A 17,980-nucleotide genomic window follows, 5' to 3' on the forward strand; every position below is an offset into this window, starting at 1 on the left:
TCCCGTGCCGCCGCGCTTTCCCGCGCCGCCGCGCTCTCCCGCGCGACGTCAGCCCACGTCAGTTCACCTCGCGCCCCGACGACGGCCACGGCCGCTCGCCGCCGAGCTGGTCGAGCTCCTTGCGCAGCTCGTCGGACGGCGCGAGCACCTGCATCCGCTCGAGCACGCCGCGCAGCCGCGACGCGTCCGATCGGCTCGAGTAGATCGATCGCAGGTTGTTCAGCATGCGCACGAGGATCTGCCGCTTCTGCGCCGGCACGAGCAGCCGCGGGTCCGGATCGCGCGTGGCGCCCGTGGCGCGGGTGTGCAGCGCGCGGAGGTCGTCCCGGCCGAGCAGGCGGCCCTCGAACGGGTCGATGAGCAGCACGCCGCCGCGCACCGGCGTCCTCACGAGGAAATGCCCCGGAAACGAGACGCCCTGCGCCTCGAGGCCCGCCCGCCCGCACACCTCGATCAGCACCACCGCCAGCGTGATCGGGATGCCCGTCCGGCGATCGAGCACCTCGTGCAGGTAGCTGTTCTTCGGGTCGTAGTAGTCCCCCGTGTTCCCGTGGAACCCGAGATCGCCGTAGAACCAGCGCAGCAGCGCCTCGATGGGCCCGCTGCCCGGCGTCGCCTCGGGCGCGCGCGACGGCCGCTCGATCGCGCGGCGCGCCTCGCCGCCGAGCCGGTCGAGCACGCCCAGGTAGTGCGGGATGTCGAGGCCCGGGTACGCGGCGTCGTCGATGAGGAGCGCCGCCTCGGCGAGGTCGAGCTCGTCCTCCGGCCTCGCCGCGATATGCGCAAAGAGCGTCAGACTCACCGGCGCAGCCATCGGACACGGAGCGTAGCGCCACCTGTGAGAATTGGTCTAGGCCAGGGCGTCGTCCCCGGCGCCTTCGTCGCGCCACGCGTCGACGCGGACCCCGGCCAGGTTGCGCCGGCTCATCGCCTCGAGGATGCGCGGCAGCGCCGCCACCCCCGCGGGCGCGTGGTCGTCGCGCTCGGCCGCATCGTGGAGCAGCACGATGGCCCCGTCGCGGAGCCCCGGGATGATCCGCGCCGCCACCCGCTCCGGGCTCGCCCCGCCCAGCCCGTCGAACCCCCGCGCCGACCAGCCGATTACGTCGAGGTCGAGCGCGTCGACGGCGCGGGCGATGCGCGGGCTCGTGTGGCCGACAGGCGGTCTGAACAAAGAGGGGCGCTCGCCGGTGGCGCGCTCGATGACGTCGAGGCCCTGCCGGAGGTCGCGCTCGACGTACCGCGCCGAGCGGAGCGAAAAGAGCCGGTCGTGCGCGTGGCTGTGCAGCCCGATCGCGTGACCCCGCGCCGCGATCTCGCGCACGAGCTCGGGGTGCGCCTCGGCCTTGCGCCCGATGACGAAGAACGTCGCCTTGACGCCCGCCGCGTCGAGGAGATCGAGGACGCGCGGCGTGTGCTCCGGGCTCGGCCCGTCGTCGAACGTCAGCGCGACGCCGCGCGCGCCGGGCGGGCCGCGCTTCACGACGTCCACGAACATGCCGAGCCCGAGGAAGAAGACCCCGCACAGCACGAGCGCGAGGTAGCCGGCGACCGCCGCGCACGCGACGGCGAACGGCACCGGCGCGACGAGCAGCGAGCGCGCGACGAGCGCGAGCGCGCCGGCCGATGCTGCGTAGAGGAGCGCCCGCGCGACCGGCACGGGCTACTTCTTGGCGCGCTTCTTCTCGGGCTCGACGTCGAGGTCGTCCTCGAGATCGTCGACCGCGGGCGAGGCGGCGATGCGCTTGTTGCCCCCGGCCGCGGCCTTCGCCTCCGGCTTCGCGCCCGGCGTGGCCTCGTCCGAGGGGTCGTTGTCCGCCTCGTAGAAGCCGCCGAGCAGGGCGGCGATGGCGGCGAGCGACGTGATCGCGAGGCCGCCGAAGGTCCCGGTGCTCCCCGCCGCCTCGCCGAGCGACAGGTTCGCGCCGCCGAGCTCGCCGAGCGGCACCGGCACCGGCATCGTCAGCCACCGGCGCGCGGCGTACATCAGGCCGGCGCCGAGCAGCGCCCCGACGAAGGCCTTCATCCCCGCCTCGATCTTCGCGTCCTTCGCCCAGATGGGCTTGCCCGCGACGAGCCCGACGAGCACCCCGGCGAGCGCCGCGGCCAGGTAGGCGACGACCGCGATGGGCGCCGCGAAGCCGAGCTTTGCGAGCCCGAACCCCAGCAAGCCCCCCACGATGAGCCCCTTCACAATCCCGAGGATCAGGCGACCCAGCATCAGCTCCATCCTTGGCACGGCGCCGGGCGCTGTTCAACAGGGGGCGGCGCCGCAACCTCAACCGCGCGGCGCGCGCCGTGGTAGAGGGCGCCCTCTCCGCCCGGGGGGGCGCCCGCCGTCGGGGGCGCGGCCGCCCGGCCCGGGCCCCGACCCGTCGTGCTCTTCAACACCCTTCGCTACGCCGAGTTCTTCGCCGCCGTCTTCGTCGGATCGTGGGCGCTCGCGCGGTTCGCCGGCATCCGCGCGCGCCTCGTGTTCCTGCTCATCGTGAGCTACGGGTTCTACGCGGCCTGGGACTGGCGCTACCTGCCGCTCATCTTCGCCTCGTCGACCGTGGACTTCCTGCTCGCGCGCGCGATCGCCCGCGAGCCGCGGCCCAGGGTGCGGCGCGCGATGCTCATCGCCACCGTGGCGCTCAACCTCGGGTTCCTGGGGTTCTTCAAGTACTGGAACTTTGCGATCGAGAACGCCGCGGCGCTCCACGCCCTGCTCACGGGCGAGCCGACGAGCGTGGACGCCGCGTTCCGGGTGCTGCTGCCGCCGGTGGGCATCTCGTTCTTCACGTTCGAGTCGATGAGCTACGTCATCGACGTCTACCGGGGCGAGCTGCCGCCCCACCGGAGCTACCTCCGGTACCTGCTCTTCGTCGCCTTCTTCCCGCACCTCGTCGCCGGCCCCATCGTCCGCCCGCGCGACCTGCTCCCGCAGTTCGAGCGCGCGCCGAGCCTCACGCGCGAGCAGGGCGGCGAGGGGCTGTTCCTCGTCGCGGTCGGCCTCGTGAAGAAGGTCATCCTGTCCGACCAGCTCGCGGTCAACCTCGTCGATCGCGTCTTCGAGCGGCCCGAGAACTACTCCGCCCTGGAGGTGCTCGCGGGCGTCTACGGCTACGCCGCGCAGATCTACTGCGATTTCTCGGGCTACACCGACATCGCGATCGGCTCGGCGCTGCTGCTCGGCGTGCGGTTCCCGAAGAACTTCGACGCGCCGTACAAGGCGCACAACCTCGCGGATTTCTGGCGCCGCTGGCACATCTCGCTGTCGACGTGGCTGCGCGACTACCTGTACATCCCGCTCGGGGGCAACCGCGGCTCGGACCTCGCGACGTACCGCAACCTGATGATCACGATGGTGCTCGGCGGCCTCTGGCACGGGGCGTCGTGGACCTTCGTGTTCTGGGGCTTCCTCCACGGCCTCGGGCTCGCCGTGACGCGCGCCTTCCAGCGCGCGCGGCAGCGGCGCGCGGCCGCGGCGGGGGCGGCGCCGTCCACCTCGGCCGCGGGCGGGCTCGCCGTCCGCGCGCTCTGCGTGCTGCTGACGTTCCACTACGTCTGCTTCGCGTGGATCTTCTTCCGCGCGCCGAGCTTCTCGCAGGCCGTGCTCATCCTGCGGCAGATCGGCACGCTGACCACGTTCCACCCGAACCTCCCGCCCGTGCTCCTCGCGCTGCTCGGGGTCGCGCTCTTGTCGCACTACGTGCCCGAGCGCCTCTACGAGCGCGCCCGCGCGTCGTTCATGGCGGCGCCGGCGCCGATGCAGGGCGCGCTGCTGTTCCTCGTCGCGATCGGGCTCCACGAGGCGGCGAGCGCGACCGCCGTGCCGTTCGTGTACTTCCAGTTCTGAGCTGGAGCCGGCGGGCCGACGAGCGCAGGCGGGCGCCGCGGGGACCGGGGTCGGGGGGCCGCGCTCGTCTTCACGGGGCGTCACGGGCCCCCGAGGTTCCATTGTCGGTGCATTTCTCGCGCTGCCGGGCGGAGGCGTGCACTAGGCTCATGCCGTGCGTCCGTCCATCCTCGCCGCCCTCGTCCCCCTGGCCGCCCTCGTCGCCGGCGCGCTCTCGCCGGCATGCACCGTGGCCAACGTGCCGTCGAACGCGATGCCGATGGTCCGGGCGCGCGCGACGTCCGACCTCGACTGCCCCGACAAGGACGTCCGCATCGAGGAGCAGCTCGGCGGCCAGTACAAGGCCGTGGGCTGCGGCCGCAAGGCGTACTACCGGGCCGCCTGCGAGGCGCTCCGCTGCGTTGTCCACGGCGAGGGCGAGGCGATGGTCCCCTGGAGAGACCGCCCGGATCCGGCCGAGGTCGACCGGCAGCGAGACCGGCTGCCCTAGGCCGCACGCACCAGGAGTCCGGGCCAGATCCGGAGCGAGATTTCAACGCAAAGGCGCAAAGACGCAAAAAGGCATGAAATTATTGTAGTTTTGCGCCTTGGCGCCTTTGCGTCTTTGCGTTGGGATCTCTCCGCTCGCGAGGCAGGGCCCTGGCAGGATTTCTGACCGGGGTACCAGGCCGGCGCCGCGTGGGCCGCGGCGCATCCGGCCTTTTTCGGGGCGCGCGCGGCCGGGCATGAGGTAGCCTGCGCCGGCCCGGGGCTCCGCCGCGGGGGTTCGGCCATGGCCTTCATCACCACCGAGAGCTGTACGTGACGGACACGGAGCAGGCCGACACCGACGCCCGGCCCGAGCCGGATCCGAGCTCGCCGCCGGACGCGCAGGCCGACGTCGAGCCGCGGCGCCAGCCGAAGAAGCGCGGGAAGCGGCGCGGCGAGAAGGGGGCGTCGCGCCCCGGCGACGCAGCGCCGGCGCGCTCTCGCCACCCCGAGATCGAGCGCCTCGAGCAGGCGTTCGAGCGCGGCGACTACGCGCTCGTCCGGGAAGGCGCGAGGCGGCTTCTGACGGAGGAGATCAAGCGCAGCAAGCCGAGCAGCGAGCCTCCGGAGGAAGACCACCCCTACCGCGCTCGCGACGAGGTGAAGTCCACGCAGGACCTGGACGAGCAGCACGAGCGCGAGCGCGACGAGATCCGCCGCGCGGCGCGGGCGCTGCTGCGCCGGGTCGACCCCGACCCGCTCGCCGTCGCCCTGCTCGTCGCGGCCGCGGCGCTGCTCGCATTCCTGTCGCTCTGGTACTGGTCTCACAGCCACACGGCCCCGTGAGGACCGAGGAGGCGGCGCGGTGAGCACCGACATCGAGCGCGCCTCAGATCGCCCCGCCGCGCGCAGCTCCCTCGCGCGCAGCTCCCTCGCGCGCAGCTCCCTCGCGCGTTCGCTCTCTGCCCTCGCGCTCGCGCTGCTCGGCTGCGGCGGCTCCGGCGCCCCGGACGCGGCGCCGCCGACGGCGTGGAACGCGGCGGCCGACGGGCAGAAGGGCGCCTCCTCGGGCACGCAGGCCGAGCGGTACTTCCCGCTCGTCGACGGGCACGTCTACCACTACGTCACCCTCGGCGACGGCGGCGGGCAGGGCCTCCTCGTCGCGCGCGTGCACCGCGCCGACGCGCGCCGCGGCGAGCTCAGGTTCCCCTCGGGCGTGAAGCGCTTCGAGTTCACCGGCGAGGGCGTCGTCCGCAGCGACACGGGCGTGTTCGTGCTGAAGGAGCCGATCGCGCCGGGCACCACGTGGACCGGCGAGCACGGCGGCCGCGCGCGCATCGCCGCCGTCGACGCCGCCGTCGAGGTGCCGGCCGGCCGGTTCACCGGGTGCGTGCAGACCGTGGAAGAGCGCCTCGGCGACAGGCCCGCGCGCTACGTGTCGACGTTCTGCCCGGACGTCGGCGTCGTGGCCCTCGAGGCCGCGAGCGGCGCGAGCTACGAGAAGGCCGAGCTCAAGAGCTACGCGCCGCCCTTCGACATGGGCCCCGACGGCGTGCGGCGCACGCCGGTCGAGCCGCCAGGCGCGGCGAGCCCGCCGTGAGCGCGCACCCCGCGCCGCCGCCGGGCGCGGCGAGCCCGCCGTGAGCGCGCACCCCGCGCCGCGCGGTCCTGGAAGGCGCGCCCGTCGGATGAAACCGCTTCCCGGACCGGGCGCGCTTTCCTTGCCGACGGTGCCGGCGCGCTTCCGTTTCCGGGGGGGCGGGAAGTAGACTCCCCGCGCCGCTCGCGGGAGCCGGCGCGGCGCTCGCAGCGGGCAAGCGGCGCGGGCCACCCCGGGCGGCGGTCCCGCGATCGTCAACCACATGAACTACTGGGATTATATCCACGTCGAGGAGCTGCTCGCGCTCCAGGGCGGATTCGACGACGACGAGCAGAAGGTCAGCAACGACGAGGCCCTGTTCATCGTCGTCCACCAGATCTACGAGCTCTGGTTCAAGCTCATCCTCCGCGAGCTCACCTCGGCGCGCGAGCTCTTCCGCCAGAACCCCGTGCCCGATCAGAAGCTCGCCTCGGCCGCGCGCTCGTTCCGGCGGGTCGTCACCATCTTCGAGCAGGCCATCCAGCACTTCCGGGTGATGGAGACGCTCACCACGCGCGATTACCTGGACTTCCGGGATCGCCTGATCCCCGCGAGCGGCTTCCAGTCCGCGCAGCTCCGCGAGATCGAGGTCCTCCTCGGCCTCGACGACGCGGTCCGGATCCCGCTCGGCCGCGAGGGCAGCTACAAGGAGGCGCTCAAGACAGCGGACGGCTCGCCGTCGTCCGCGACGCGCCGGCTCGAGGCGCGGCTCGCGAGCGGGCCGAGCCTCAAGCACTACCTCTACGAGTGGCTCTCGCGCACGCCCATCGACGGCGCGAACGAGCCGGGCGCGGTCCTGCGCTTCCTGCGCAACTACATGCGATCGATGCGCGACGAGAACGAGCGCCGGGTGCAGATCGCCATCGACAAGGCGCTCACCCCGGCGGACGTCGAGCGGCTGCGCGCGCGCTACGAGGCGGAGAACGCCGCCGCCGAGGCGTTCCTGCTCGCCGAGGACGACCCGGACGCCGACGCGCCGACCCGCGAGAAGCGCCGGGCCATCCGCGCGGCCATCGTCTTCATCGAGAGCTACCGCGAGCTGCCCAGGCTCGCGTGGCCGCGCGAGGTGCTCGACCGCATCCTGGAGATGGAGCAGGCCATGCTCATCTGGCGGCAGCGCCACGCGCGGATGGTCGAGCGGGTGATCGGCCGCCGCACCGGCACCGGCGGCTCCGCGGGCGTCGACTACCTCGACCAGACCGCGCTGCGCTACCGCGTCTTCGGCGATCTCTGGACAGTGCGCTCCCTGCTCCTGCGCCAGCCGAGCGTCCCCGAGCTCGAGCACGCATCGGACTACGGATTCCGGGTCGAGGACTCTCCGTGAAATCACTTCGCGATCATTTCTTGCGGATCGACGCCCGTTCGCTCGGGCTTTTTCGTATCACCTTCGCCCTCGTCCTCATCGCCGACCTCCTCGGGCGGTGGCGGTGGATACGGGACTTCTACTCGAACGAGGGCGTCCTCCCGAACCACAACCACCTCTTCAACCTCCGCGGCAAGCAGGAGGTCTTCAGCCTCTTCCACGCCTTCTCGACGGTGGGAGAGGCGCACTTCGCCTTCTCGCTCGCGCTCGTCGTCTACGCCCTGTTCCTCATCGGCTTCCGGACGCGGGTGTTCCACCTCCTGTCGCTTCTGGTGCTCGTCAGCCTGACGTCGCGGAACATCCTGCTCGAGAACGCCGGCAACTACGCGGCGATCGCGATCCTCGCGTTCACCGCGTTCCTGCCGTGCGGGAGCCGCCTCTCGATCGACAGCCTGCGCGCCTCGCTCTCGCTCCGCGACGAGAAGCGCGACACGGAGCTGAACGACAGGTCGAGGGTCCCGGACGCCGAGATCGCGGCCGAGCGCCTCCCCGGCTGGTCGCCGACCTCGCTCGCCGCGCTGGCCGTGCTCCTGCAGCTCGCCCTCATCTACCTGTGCACGGCGCTCCAGCAGCGCGGCCCGGCGTGGCGCGACGGGACGGCGTTCTACTACGCGCTCCACGTCGATCGCTGGGCGAGCGACGCGGGCGCCTGGCTCCGCGAGGCCGTGCCGCTCGGCACCCTGCGCGGCCTCACGCTCGGGACCTGGGCGATGCAGCTCGCCATCCCGGCGCTGCTTTTCTTCCCCGGATTCCCCGCGCTCTTCCGCTGGACGCGCGGGCTCGCCGCCGCGCTGATGGTGGCGCACGGCCTCATCATCGGATTCTTCTTTGATTTCGGGCTCTTCGGCTGGGCGCTCGCCGCGGCGGCGCCGCTCGTCGTGCCGGGCGAGCTCTGGGACGTGTACGAGCGCTCCTGGAACGAGCGGCGGGCGCGGACGCTCGTGTACGACGCCGACTGCGGGCTCTGTCTCACGCTGTGCCGGCTGATCAAGCGGCTCGACCTGCGCGGGCACGTGGCCTTCCAGGGCAACGGCGCGCTCGACGAGCTGCTCGTGCGCAACCAGACCGGCGCGACCGAGCGCGTGCAGATGCCGAAGGAGGTCACGGCGGAGCTCGTCGAGCAGACGGTGCTGGCGATCGACCGCAAGGGGCGCGTCTACCGGAAGGGCGCCGCGGTGACCGAGGGGCTCCTGGCGCTGCCGTTCGGGTGGCTGGCGTTGCCGCTCAAGCTGCCCGGCATCTCGCACGTGCTCGACGTGCTCTACGAGGTGGTCGCGACCCGCCGGCACCACATCAGCATGCTGCTCGGCAAGCAGGCGTGCGGGATCCCGCTGTTCGACGAGAGCCACGCGGACGGCGACGACGAGGGGGCCGCGCCGGACCGGCCTGCGCCCGCTGTGCGCACGGCGCGGCTCGCGCTGGGGTCGCTGCGGGAGGCGGCGGTGCTCGTCGTGCTCGCCGCGATGCTCGCGCAGACGGCGAAGGAGAACCCGCTGCCCGGGGCGGGCGCCATCCCGCAGGGGCCGGTGCTCGCGGGCGTGGCGTCGTGGCCGCGCATGCTGGCGCGGTGGGACGTGATGGCGCCCGAGCCGCCGCGGAGCAACGGGCTGTTCGTGATCGACGGCCAGACGCGCGCGTCGCAGCCGATCGACCCGCTCACCGGCGAGGAGCCGCGGCTAGAGCCCGCGGGGCAGCCGGGGACGCGGCTCGGCCAGCTCTGGTCCGATTACCTCGACCGCATCCGCAAGCCGGAGTGGGTCGATTTCCAGCGGGCGTTCCGCGATTACCTCGCGAAGGGTGGCCCGCTCTCGGCCGACGGGGGGCGCGAGATGTCGCTCTCGGGCTTCGACGCCTACTGGGTCTCCGCGCCGATCCCCGCGCCCGGCGAGGCCGCGTCCGGCGAGGTCGAGCGGGACAAGCTGTTCTCGCACTCGCGCGGCGGCGCGGGGCGGCTCGGCGACCGCATCCCGCCCCTGTCGCCCGGCCTCTTGCGCCCGAACAAGCCGAACTGAGGCGCTCGCATGGGCCGCTTACGGCGCGTCGGGCGATGGATCCGCGAGCATTACTGCACGATCGACGTCCGCACGCTCGGGCTGTTCCGGCTCGTGCTCGGCGCCCTGCTGGTGGCCGACTGCCTGCGCCACTGGGCCGAGGCGGGCTGGATCTACAGCAACGACGGGGTGCTCACGAACCACTATCACCTCTTCCACCCGAGCAGCGGGTTCAACTTCAGCCTCTATCACGCGTTCTCGTCGATCGGAGAGGTCCACGTCGCGTTCGCGCTCTCCCTCTTCTGCTTCTTCTGCTTCTTCATCGGCTGGCACACGCGGCTGTTCTCGATCCTGTCCTTTCTCCTCGTGACGAGCAGGGACAACCGGATGGTCATGATCGAGAACGGCGGTTATGTCGTCGTGAACCTCATCACCTGCTGGGCCATGTTCATGCCGACCGGCAGGCGCTTCTCCGTCGACGCGCTCCTCCGCTCCTACCGCGAGCGGCAGGAGCGCACGGCCGCCGATCTCGCGGACAGGAGCCGCCCCGCGTGGGCCGAGCAGCCGTACGTCTCGGGGATCGTGCTCCTCGCGATCCTGAACCTGGCGACCATCTACTATTTCAACGTCGTCAACAAATCAGGCCAGATCTGGCGCCGCGGCGAGACGGTGCATTACGTGCTGCACCTCGACCGCATGGTGACGGGGCTCGCCGTCGTCGCGCGGGAGTACCTCCCGCTCTGGACGAAGAAGGGGCTCACCTGGGGCGTCCTCGTCCTCGAGGCGCTGCTCGTTCCGTGGATCCTCTCGCCCTACGGGCGCCGCTTCACGCGCGCGCTCGCCATGGGCGGGATGTGGGCGCTCCACGGCTCGTTCGGGGTGATGATGCGCCTCGGCCCCTTCTCGTGGTTCATGATCGGCTGGTCGTTCCTGCTCCCGACGGCGCAGCACTGGGACGCGCTCGAGCGCTGGTACCGCCGCCGCGCGGCGCCCCGGGTCGTCGTTTATGACGGCAGCTCGCCGCTCGCCTTCGCCCTGATGCGCCTCTTCGTCCGGCTCGACGGCCTCGAGCTGCTGCGGTTCGAGGAGGCGCGCGCGGCGGCGGCCGGGGAGGGCGGCGAGGCCGGGGAGCCGCGGCCGGAGCTGTTCGTGGTGCGCGATCCGTCGGGCGGCCGGGTGTTCCAGGGCGCCGAGGCGCTCCGCGAGATCCTGCAGGCGCTCCCGGGGGGCCGCTTCGCGCGGCCGGTCGTCTGGGCGCTGGCCCTCGGTGCGCCGGGCGCGCTGCTCGGGATCGCGTCGCGGCGGCGCGACGCGATCGCCCGGTTCTTCGGGCTGACGCGGCGGCCGCGCGCGCGGGCGGCGGAGAGCCCGTCGCCGCTCTCGGAGAAGCTCGCCCGCGGCAGGGTCGTCGCGCGGGAGGCGCTCGTCGCGTACCTGGGGCTCTGCGCGGTCAGCCAGGCGATCAACGAGAACAAGAGCGTGCCGGCCTTCCTCAAGCACGCTCAGCCGAAGCTCGTGCAGGCGACGATCGTCTATCCGCGCCTGCTCCAGGGGTGGGGGATGTTCGCGCCCAACCCGATCACCGAGGACGGGTCGCTCACCGTCGACGCCCTCACCATCGACGGGCGCCACGTGGACCCGTTCACGGGGCAGGCGCCGGATCTCGAGCTCTCCGACGCGCGGGGGCTCGGGCTCGGGCAGATCCGGCAGGACTATTTCAACCGGATCCGGCTCGACAGGAACAAGGCGTTCCGCAAGCCCGGGCTCCAGGACTACCTGCTCAGGTACCCGGAGCGCACCGGGCGGCCGGAGGACGAGATCATCGCCTTCGACGTCTACTGGGTGCGGGATCAATGCCCGAGGCCGGGCGAGGGAGCGCCGTACAAGAACGAGGCGATCCCGATCCTGTCGTACCGGAAGCCGGGGTATCGGCCGCGGCCCGGGATGCCGGCGCTGCCCCCGGTGAAGAAGGAAGAGAGCGCGGGGAACTAGAACAACGATCGCGTTGAGCGAGCGAGAGATGAACCGCCAAGACGCCAAGGACGCCAAGAAGAAGACAATGTCTTGGCGCCCTTGGCGTCTTGGCGGTTCGAAGTTCTGCTCGTTTCAGGCGGGTTCAACCCGTTTGTCGCTCTGACGGAGACGGGGCCGCCGCGGCGTCGCGCTGCGGCGGGCCGGGGGCGGGGTGCGGGGGGCGTGAGCGGACGCGGGGTCGGCTGCGCCCGGAGCCGCGCCGGTGGCGGCGCGGGGCTCCGGGCGGCTCACGTCACGGCGAGAGCGTGACGGACTTCGGGTCGAGCGCCATCTCGTAGTAGCCGTGCGGGTTCCAGGGGAGCGCGACGCCGTTCTGCTTGAGCGTGCCGCCGGTGACCGTCACGCGGACGTACTTGCCCGTCGGGAAGTGCTCGGGGAGCCGCCAGGTGATGGTCGTCTCGTCCCCGTTCTTCATGTTGGTGCCGGAGCTGACCGCCTTCTGGCCGAGCCAGTAGGCGCCGACGTTGAGGATGCTGTCGATCCACACGTCGCCGAGTCCCTTGACGTGGTTCACGTGGTCGACGAAGGCCTGGAGCGGGATGGGCTGATAGGCCTGGTCGCTGCCGCCGTTGAAGCCGTGGATGCAGAAGGTGCGCCACCGCTTGGCGCTCCGCGCGCTCGTGACCTGCTCGTTCATCACCGACGCGGAGGCGTTCTGCGGGGGAATGTAGCTGGGAAGCGTGAACGGATCGGTCGAGTCGTTCGGCGCGATCAGGGCGTTGGCCACGCCGCGGTTGATCATGAAGCGCGTCTTGGCGAGGTTCGTGTACGTCGGCGAGCCGTTCGGCGCCGCCATCGTGTACACCTTGATGTTGAACTTGCTCTCGATGAACCGCGTCGCGGCGTCGGTGTCGGAGCCGTCGTCTTCGCTCGAGTGTCTCTGCGTGTGGTTGCCGAGCTCGTGCCCGGCGTCCAGCGCGCGTTGCCACACCGGATCGTTCGACTCGTTCTTGCCGGTCTGGAGGTAGAAGGTGAACGGCACGCCGAGCCCGTTCAGCGTCTCGAAGTTCTGGATCTGGCTCGAGTTGGAGTCGTCGAACGAGTACGACACCGCGCCCGCGAAGCCGGCCCAGTCGATGACCTTGAACCCGCCGGGCGCGCCGGACGGCTTCGCCACGTTGTCGGAGCCGGGGGGCGTCGGGAGGCCAGACTCGACCATCGGTCCCTCACCGCCCGTTCCGTCACCGCCCGTTCCGCCGCCGCCCGTTCCGCCGCCACCCGCGCCGTCGCCGCCCGTGCCGGTCGCGGTGCTCGTGCTCGCGTCGCCGGTGCCGCTCGTCGACCCCGAGGTGCCGCCGCCGCCAGTACCGCTGCCGCTGGAGGAGGCGCTCCCCGTCGTGCTGCTGGCGTCCGTCGTCGGCTGACCACCGCCGCCGCCGGAGCCACCACCGTCACCGTCGTCGCCGCAGCCGCTGACGTGTAGCGCGCCTAACAGCAGCAGCGCGCTGAACGCGAGTGACGATGACGCAGGAAATTTACTGAGCTGGCGCAATCGGGAGAGCTTCGACATGGCGACAAAGATTCCCGCAATGCGCTCAGTTGATCAAGATGTATGTGGATCGGCGCAGCGAATGAGTCGCTCGCCGAAGGGGCGACGGCCGCGTCGACCGGGCGTCGCGTTACGTTTTGTAACAACACGGGATTGCTGGAGCACACCGAGGGGCGCGTCGGCCTCGTGTAAAGCGCCTCGCCGGTCGCCCGAGCTCGTCCGTCACGCCACCTCGCCTCGACACGGCTCGACGATGACAGCGCGTGGGAGAGAAGGCGACGGACGAGGCGAAGTCCTCGATCTCGTTCACGAACAATCGCGCGGACCGCGGGCGGAACAGATTCGCGCGGGTCGTCGATCAACGATTTCGTGAAGGACCCGCTGGCCGGCAGCATTCATGGAGCGAGCAAGCGGGGGACCGTCGTGAAGAGCCCGCCCGCTGGTGCTCATGGCAAGCGCGCGGATCGAGCGATTCACGCCGCGCGGGCGCGCCCTCCATGCGTGCGCGGGGATGAACATGACAGGAATGATCCACCAAAGAGCACACAGGTCGCTGGTTCGAGGGGGTCTGCTGCTGGCGTGCTGGGCGCTGGGCTGGGTGCCTGGCTGCGCCAGCGAGGTGCAGTCGGAGGCCGATGAGGCGACTGCGGACACGTCCGCGGCGGCGACCATCGCCGCGAACGTGACCGAGGTCATCGTCTACGACAATCCGGACCTCATCGACGACCTGCCGCGCGAAGTGCCGGTCGTCGTGAGCTTCAAGGACAACAAGCCGAACGTCATATTCCAGATCGGCTGCGGATCGAACTACGGACCGATCCTGGAGGGGTTCGGGTATCCGCGGACGCTCGATCTGAACCAGGCCGATTTCTACGACTCGTTCGATACGATGCAGATGCACCTCGAGCGCGACGCGGGCGGGCCAGTCCCCATCCATACGCTGCGCTGCGACGCCGATCCCAACGTCACGCGCCAGCAGATCTTCCAGGTCTACCGGCGCGTCGACGCCGATCTGGGGAAGGGCGAGGCCGAGTATTACCTCCGGCTCCGAGACGACCCCGGGACGATCTACAGCGTCGGCTGCAGCAACCTGCTCTCGGCGCTGTCGTGGACGAAGGCGGACGGCAGCAACCTCGAACAGGTGAGCATCCCCGTCAACCGCGCCGTCCTCGATGTCTGGAACGCGCAGGGAATCGCCACGCGGGACATCAACTGCCACTCGAGCACCGGGAAGGCGCTCCCGCGGGCCCGCCGCGACCTCCCGCAGCAGGCGAGCGAGAGGAGCTACACCGCCGAGGCGGAGCTCTACCTGGTTCGCTATCCCTTCACCGGGATCAGGACGCGCGTGACGCCCTACCTGATCGCCGGCGGGAAGGGCTACGCGATCGACTGCGGCTCGAACGCCGACATGATGAAGCAGGCCTTCGGCTTCGACCCCGCCGCGACGCTGGAGGAGCTCTCGACGAGCGATCCGCGCTTCACGTCCTCGGACCCCGACCGGCAGCCGCACCTCGCGTGCGACAGGAACGTGAAGGTCTTCCAGACCGCCGACCAGTCGCCCTCGGCGCGCTATTTCCAGCTCGACGGCGGCAAATCGCTGGTCCGCTTCACGTGCCCGAGGGCCGCGAGCTTCTTCGCCGAAGGGGCGCCGGCGGCGCAGTCGGTCCCGAGGGCGGCCGTGCCGTATCTCTTCGTCGACCCGAACGCGCCGGCCAGCCCGACGCGGATGCTGGAGATCGGGTGCTGGGGCCCCGGGCGCGCCAGGATGGCGCAGCTGTTCTTCTGGGTGTTCGGGCGAGAGCCGAGCGACGCAGAGCTTCAGACAACGACGTCGCTCTACGAGGAGGTGTACCGCGGCGACCCGGGAGAGGCCGAGGCCAAGACGATGGCGTCGCTCGCCTTCACCGTCGTCGCCGGCCTCAGCGACCCGCTCAACGACATCCTCAATCGCGCCGTCGGCAACGGGAAGAAGAGCAACCCGCGCCGCACGAACCTGGACGGCGGGCGTGTCTTCGGCGAGGAGCGGACGTACTTCACGAACGAGATCAACGCCAACGGCGATCAGGCGGCCCGGTACGGGCTCTACAGGTGGGTGAACGAGCGCGTGGCGAACGCGACGCCCGCGTCCCGGGACGCGCTCAACGCGAGCTACGACTGGGCCTACGGGTGCTGGCAGACGCCCGTGACCGTCGGCGCGTGCCCCGCGCCCGAAGGGATCGCGTGGTGGACCGGCGAGTTTTACAGCCCCGCGAACAAGGACAAGAACTACACACAACGCTCGCTGGAGGCGGAGCACGCGGCCTATCTCAAGAGGTGCTCTGACAAGGCGAACGGCTGCTTCTACGAGATCGAAAACGTGACCGATCGCGCCTGCCACAGGGCCGGCAAGCCGTGCGTGGGGAGCGCCGCCTGGAGGGACTACATCGGGGAGTTGCTCCGTGGCAGCCATATCCCCGGGAACTACCTCTCCATCATCTGCGTCATAGAGCAATACGGCAGTTCCTCGCCGAACATCGGGGCCTGCCGCAAAGAGCGCTGAGCGACCGCGCCGACGGGAGCGACACCATGAAGATCAGGCATCAAAGCATCGTCGCCATCGTCGCCGGCGCCGCCTGCGTCGTCGGCGCCGCCGGCGCCGCGCGCGCCGACGTGGCCCCGCCTGCGGCGTGCGCGGCGGCGGCCTGGGACGGGCCCGTGTTCACGCAGAACAAGCGCCTGTGTTACGAGACGCTCGCGGCGCGCGGGGGCTACCAGGAGATCGTCGACCTCATCGAGGTGGAGAGCCTCGGGCTCACGCCGCAGGAGCGGTACTTCCTGGGGACGGCCTACTTCGGGCTCTCGAACCGGACCGGCGCCGACAGCCTCCGGTGCCACGCCGCGGTCCGCGCGAGCGGGCTGCTCGAGGCGTTCCTCACCGAGCAGCAGGTGCTCTACAGCGAGCAGCACTCGTTCGGCACGTCCGACGACATGAAGTACACGTACCACGCGACAAAGATGCTGGCGGCCCTCGAGTCGGTGAAGGGGTGCGAGGAGTCGTCGCACACGCCGGCCAGCCTGGAGCGCTACGGCCGGCGGTACGCGGTGGAGCGCCTGCGGGGGCTCTTCTACAAGACGACGGGGCCGGACGCGCTCCGCGACCACTTCAACGAGAAGCTGACGCAGCTCGGCGACCAGATGAAGGGGTTCGTCGCGACGGCGTCGAGCGTCGAGACGCGCTACGGGCTCAACCTGGCCGAGATCGACGTGGGGCGGCAATACCTCTTCGGGATCCGCGACCGCATCAACGGCCTCTTCGGCGCCGACGCGGTCAAGGTGGCACAGCAGCCCGTCGGGGGTGACGAGTCGTTCCCCAGCTTCGTGTACGACGCGACGTGGAAGTCGCAGATCCTCGGCACGATCGGCGCCAGGACGACCCGCTTCACGGATCTCCTGCTCCCGGAGAAGCGCGGGGAGATCGCGATCATCGAGGCGGAGATCATCGCCGCGATCGGGGGCATGTCGATGGAGGATTACGTGAGCCGCAAGGAGCGAACGGTCATCGAGCTCAGGGATGTCTCGACATCGCTGATCCTGGGCACGAACTTCTGGACGGCGATGGAGGCGCCCGAGCGGGCCGGCAGGGCCGCGCTGGACGACGCCCTCGCGAAGCCGAACCGGAACGAGCTCGCGCGCACAGCCGCGCACGTCGAGACGCTCTGGCAGGAAGGGATGGCGAAGTACTGCAATGCGTCGAGGCCGGCCTGGTACTGCAGGAGGACGCCGTGAGAAAACGCACCTGGCGTGTCGCCCTGGCCATCGTGCCCCTCGCGTCGCTCGCGTCGCTCGCGTCGCACGCGGCCTCGCTCCCGACCCCGAGCGGCCCCGCGATCGACGTGCCGTCGTTCGTCGATGTCGATGAGGCGTTTCGCCGGGCGACCGGCGGGCGGCCGCTCGACACGGCGCTCCTCTCCTTCGCCTCGACCGAGCTGCGCCCGCCGACGTCGGGCGGCGGCGGCTCGGGCGGCGAGATCATCGAGGAAGACTTCGTGCCGATCGAGGACGTCACCGGGGCCGTGACGACCGTGCGCCTCCTGCCCGTCGCCGGCCTCGAGCCGGCCACGGCGCGCGAGCTCCACCGCCGCGTCGCGCTCCTCGAGCTGCTCATCGGGGCGCTCGGGAGCTACCGCGAGCCGGAAGGCGCGCCGGCGGGCCGGAGCGACGAGGTCATGCAGATGGCGAACACCGCGCACCTCGAGCTCTTCGTGGCCCATAGCCTCGCGTACCTCGAAGGGCAGACGCGCGAGGAGAAGTGCCTGTCGTACCAGCGGGCGAACGAGCACGCGCGGTATGTCGGGTTCGGCGCCGACTTCTTCCTGCCCGTGTCGGTCCGCGCCGGCTGGGAGACCCTCCTCGAGGAGGCCCGGACGTTCCACGCCGGGCCCTTCGCCGGCCAGATCCCGGCGAACCTCTGCGCGATGCGCAAGGCGGTGCGCAAAGCCGAGGTGGAGTCGATGCTCCGCGCCGGCGTCGACGAGCGGATACGCGCGCGCGTCGAGGCGGAGATCGACGCGACGACGCAGAGCCTCGCCGAGAAAGAGCGGCAGTACGCGGCGGCCCTCCGGGACTCGGCCGTCGAGCTCCCGACGCGCGAGATCTTCCTGCTCAAGAAGACCGTCGAGGACACGGCCTCGCTCTACGAGTTCGTGGAGCGGGACACGCTCGGCCTCGAGCGCGCACCGGCCACGACCCCGCCGGGGCAGCCGCTCATGTCGCGCCTCCGCGCGAAGCGCAGCGAGATCGACCGCATCCGGAGCAACGCCAGCGCCGCCGGGGTCGACGCCGACGTGGCGGCGGCGCGCGCCACGCTGGAGCGCCACGCGGCGCTCCTCGGCGCCGTGGTGGAGGCCCTCCGCGCGATCGCGGGGACGCCCGGGCTCGACTGGGCGACCCAGGAGAAGCTCGGCGTGTGCGCGACGATCCCGGGCGCGCTCACGCCGGAGAACTTCGCGGAGTACGCCGCGCGCGTCGACGCCTGCCTGACCGAGGCGGCGCGGGCGTACGGCGCGCTCAAGGACGAGGCGGGCGCGAGCGACCCGGCCCGGACGGCCTTCGTCGAGAGCGTCTCGGGGCTCTCGAAGGCTTACATCGGGTACATCAACAGCCTTTAGCCCCACGG

The 17,980-nt window shown here is 71.3% G+C and carries 15 protein-coding genes; 11 read left to right on the top strand and 4 right to left on the bottom strand.

Annotated elements, in window-relative coordinates; all coding sequences use genetic code 11:
• Positions 1-58: 58 nt before the first annotated feature.
• The 3 genes from WMF24_RS43930 to WMF24_RS43940 are packed head-to-tail and all read right to left on the bottom strand — an operon-like array spanning position 59 to position 2,221.
• Positions 59-802, bottom strand: coding sequence for a SirB1 family protein (locus WMF24_RS43930; protein WP_437733449.1), 744 nt, complete (start codon positions 800-802; stop codon positions 59-61).
• Positions 803-850: 48 nt separating this feature from the next.
• A complete protein-coding gene (locus WMF24_RS43935; protein ID WP_437733450.1) occupies positions 851-1,660 on the bottom strand; it encodes a polysaccharide deacetylase family protein in 810 nt (269 codons plus the stop codon).
• Between the two features lie 3 nt (positions 1,661-1,663).
• On the bottom strand, positions 1,664-2,221 hold the full coding sequence (locus tag WMF24_RS43940) for a hypothetical protein (RefSeq protein WP_437733451.1): 558 nt from the start codon (positions 2,219-2,221) through the stop codon (positions 1,664-1,666).
• Positions 2,222-2,377: 156 nt separating this feature from the next.
• On the opposite strand from WMF24_RS43940, the gene WMF24_RS43945 reads away from it, so the two are divergent.
• The 7 genes from WMF24_RS43945 to WMF24_RS43975 all read left to right on the top strand — a co-directional run bounded on the left by WMF24_RS43945 (position 2,378) and on the right by WMF24_RS43975 (position 11,294).
• Positions 2,378-3,841: an MBOAT family O-acyltransferase gene (locus WMF24_RS43945; RefSeq protein ID WP_437733452.1), complete on the top strand. Its 1,464-nt coding sequence runs from the start codon at positions 2,378-2,380 to the stop codon at positions 3,839-3,841.
• A gap of 154 nt (positions 3,842-3,995) precedes the next feature.
• The gene (locus tag WMF24_RS43950) at positions 3,996-4,331 is read left to right on the top strand and encodes a hypothetical protein (protein ID WP_437733453.1); all 336 of its coding nucleotides are present in this window, start codon (positions 3,996-3,998) and stop codon (positions 4,329-4,331) included.
• 311 nt (positions 4,332-4,642) lie between these two features.
• Complete coding sequence (locus tag WMF24_RS43955; protein WP_437733454.1) at positions 4,643-5,155, top strand: hypothetical protein; 513 nt, start codon at positions 4,643-4,645, stop codon at positions 5,153-5,155.
• 19 nt (positions 5,156-5,174) lie between these two features.
• A complete protein-coding gene (locus WMF24_RS43960; protein WP_437733455.1) occupies positions 5,175-5,909 on the top strand; it encodes a hypothetical protein in 735 nt (244 codons plus the stop codon).
• A gap of 262 nt (positions 5,910-6,171) precedes the next feature.
• Entirely contained in the window at positions 6,172-7,272 is a 1,101-nt protein-coding gene (locus WMF24_RS43965) for a tryptophan 2,3-dioxygenase family protein (protein ID WP_437733456.1), read from the top strand.
• Entirely contained in the window at positions 7,269-9,323 is a 2,055-nt protein-coding gene (locus tag WMF24_RS43970) for a DCC1-like thiol-disulfide oxidoreductase family protein (protein WP_437733457.1), read from the top strand. The genes WMF24_RS43965 and WMF24_RS43970 overlap by 4 nt, the downstream gene beginning before the upstream one ends.
• Before the next feature lie 9 nt (positions 9,324-9,332).
• Positions 9,333-11,294 (top strand): hypothetical protein, encoded by a 1,962-nt coding sequence (locus WMF24_RS43975; protein WP_437733458.1) that lies wholly within the window; start codon positions 9,333-9,335, stop codon positions 11,292-11,294.
• A 274-nt stretch (positions 11,295-11,568) separates the two neighbouring features.
• Here WMF24_RS43975 and WMF24_RS43980 read toward each other — a convergent pair whose 3' ends face one another.
• Positions 11,569-12,495, bottom strand: coding sequence for a polysaccharide deacetylase family protein (locus WMF24_RS43980; protein WP_437733459.1), 927 nt, complete (start codon positions 12,493-12,495; stop codon positions 11,569-11,571).
• 76 nt (positions 12,496-12,571) lie between these two features.
• On the opposite strand from WMF24_RS43980, the gene WMF24_RS43985 reads away from it, so the two are divergent.
• The 4 genes from WMF24_RS43985 to WMF24_RS44000 all read left to right on the top strand — a co-directional run bounded on the left by WMF24_RS43985 (position 12,572) and on the right by WMF24_RS44000 (position 17,972).
• Complete coding sequence (locus tag WMF24_RS43985) at positions 12,572-12,700, top strand: hypothetical protein (protein WP_437733460.1); 129 nt, start codon at positions 12,572-12,574, stop codon at positions 12,698-12,700.
• A 651-nt stretch (positions 12,701-13,351) separates the two neighbouring features.
• Positions 13,352-15,364, top strand: coding sequence for a hypothetical protein (locus WMF24_RS43990; protein ID WP_437733461.1), 2,013 nt, complete (start codon positions 13,352-13,354; stop codon positions 15,362-15,364).
• Between the two features lie 26 nt (positions 15,365-15,390).
• On the top strand, positions 15,391-16,590 hold the full coding sequence (locus tag WMF24_RS43995; protein ID WP_437733462.1) for a hypothetical protein: 1,200 nt from the start codon (positions 15,391-15,393) through the stop codon (positions 16,588-16,590).
• On the top strand, positions 16,587-17,972 hold the full coding sequence (locus tag WMF24_RS44000; RefSeq protein ID WP_437733463.1) for a hypothetical protein: 1,386 nt from the start codon (positions 16,587-16,589) through the stop codon (positions 17,970-17,972). Before WMF24_RS43995 ends, WMF24_RS44000 begins: the two co-directional genes overlap by 4 nt.
• Positions 17,973-17,980 lie beyond the last annotated feature (8 nt).

The organism is Sorangium sp. So ce1335, assembly GCF_051521615.1.
Taxonomy (GTDB): Bacteria; Myxococcota_A; Polyangia; order Polyangiales; family Polyangiaceae; genus Sorangium.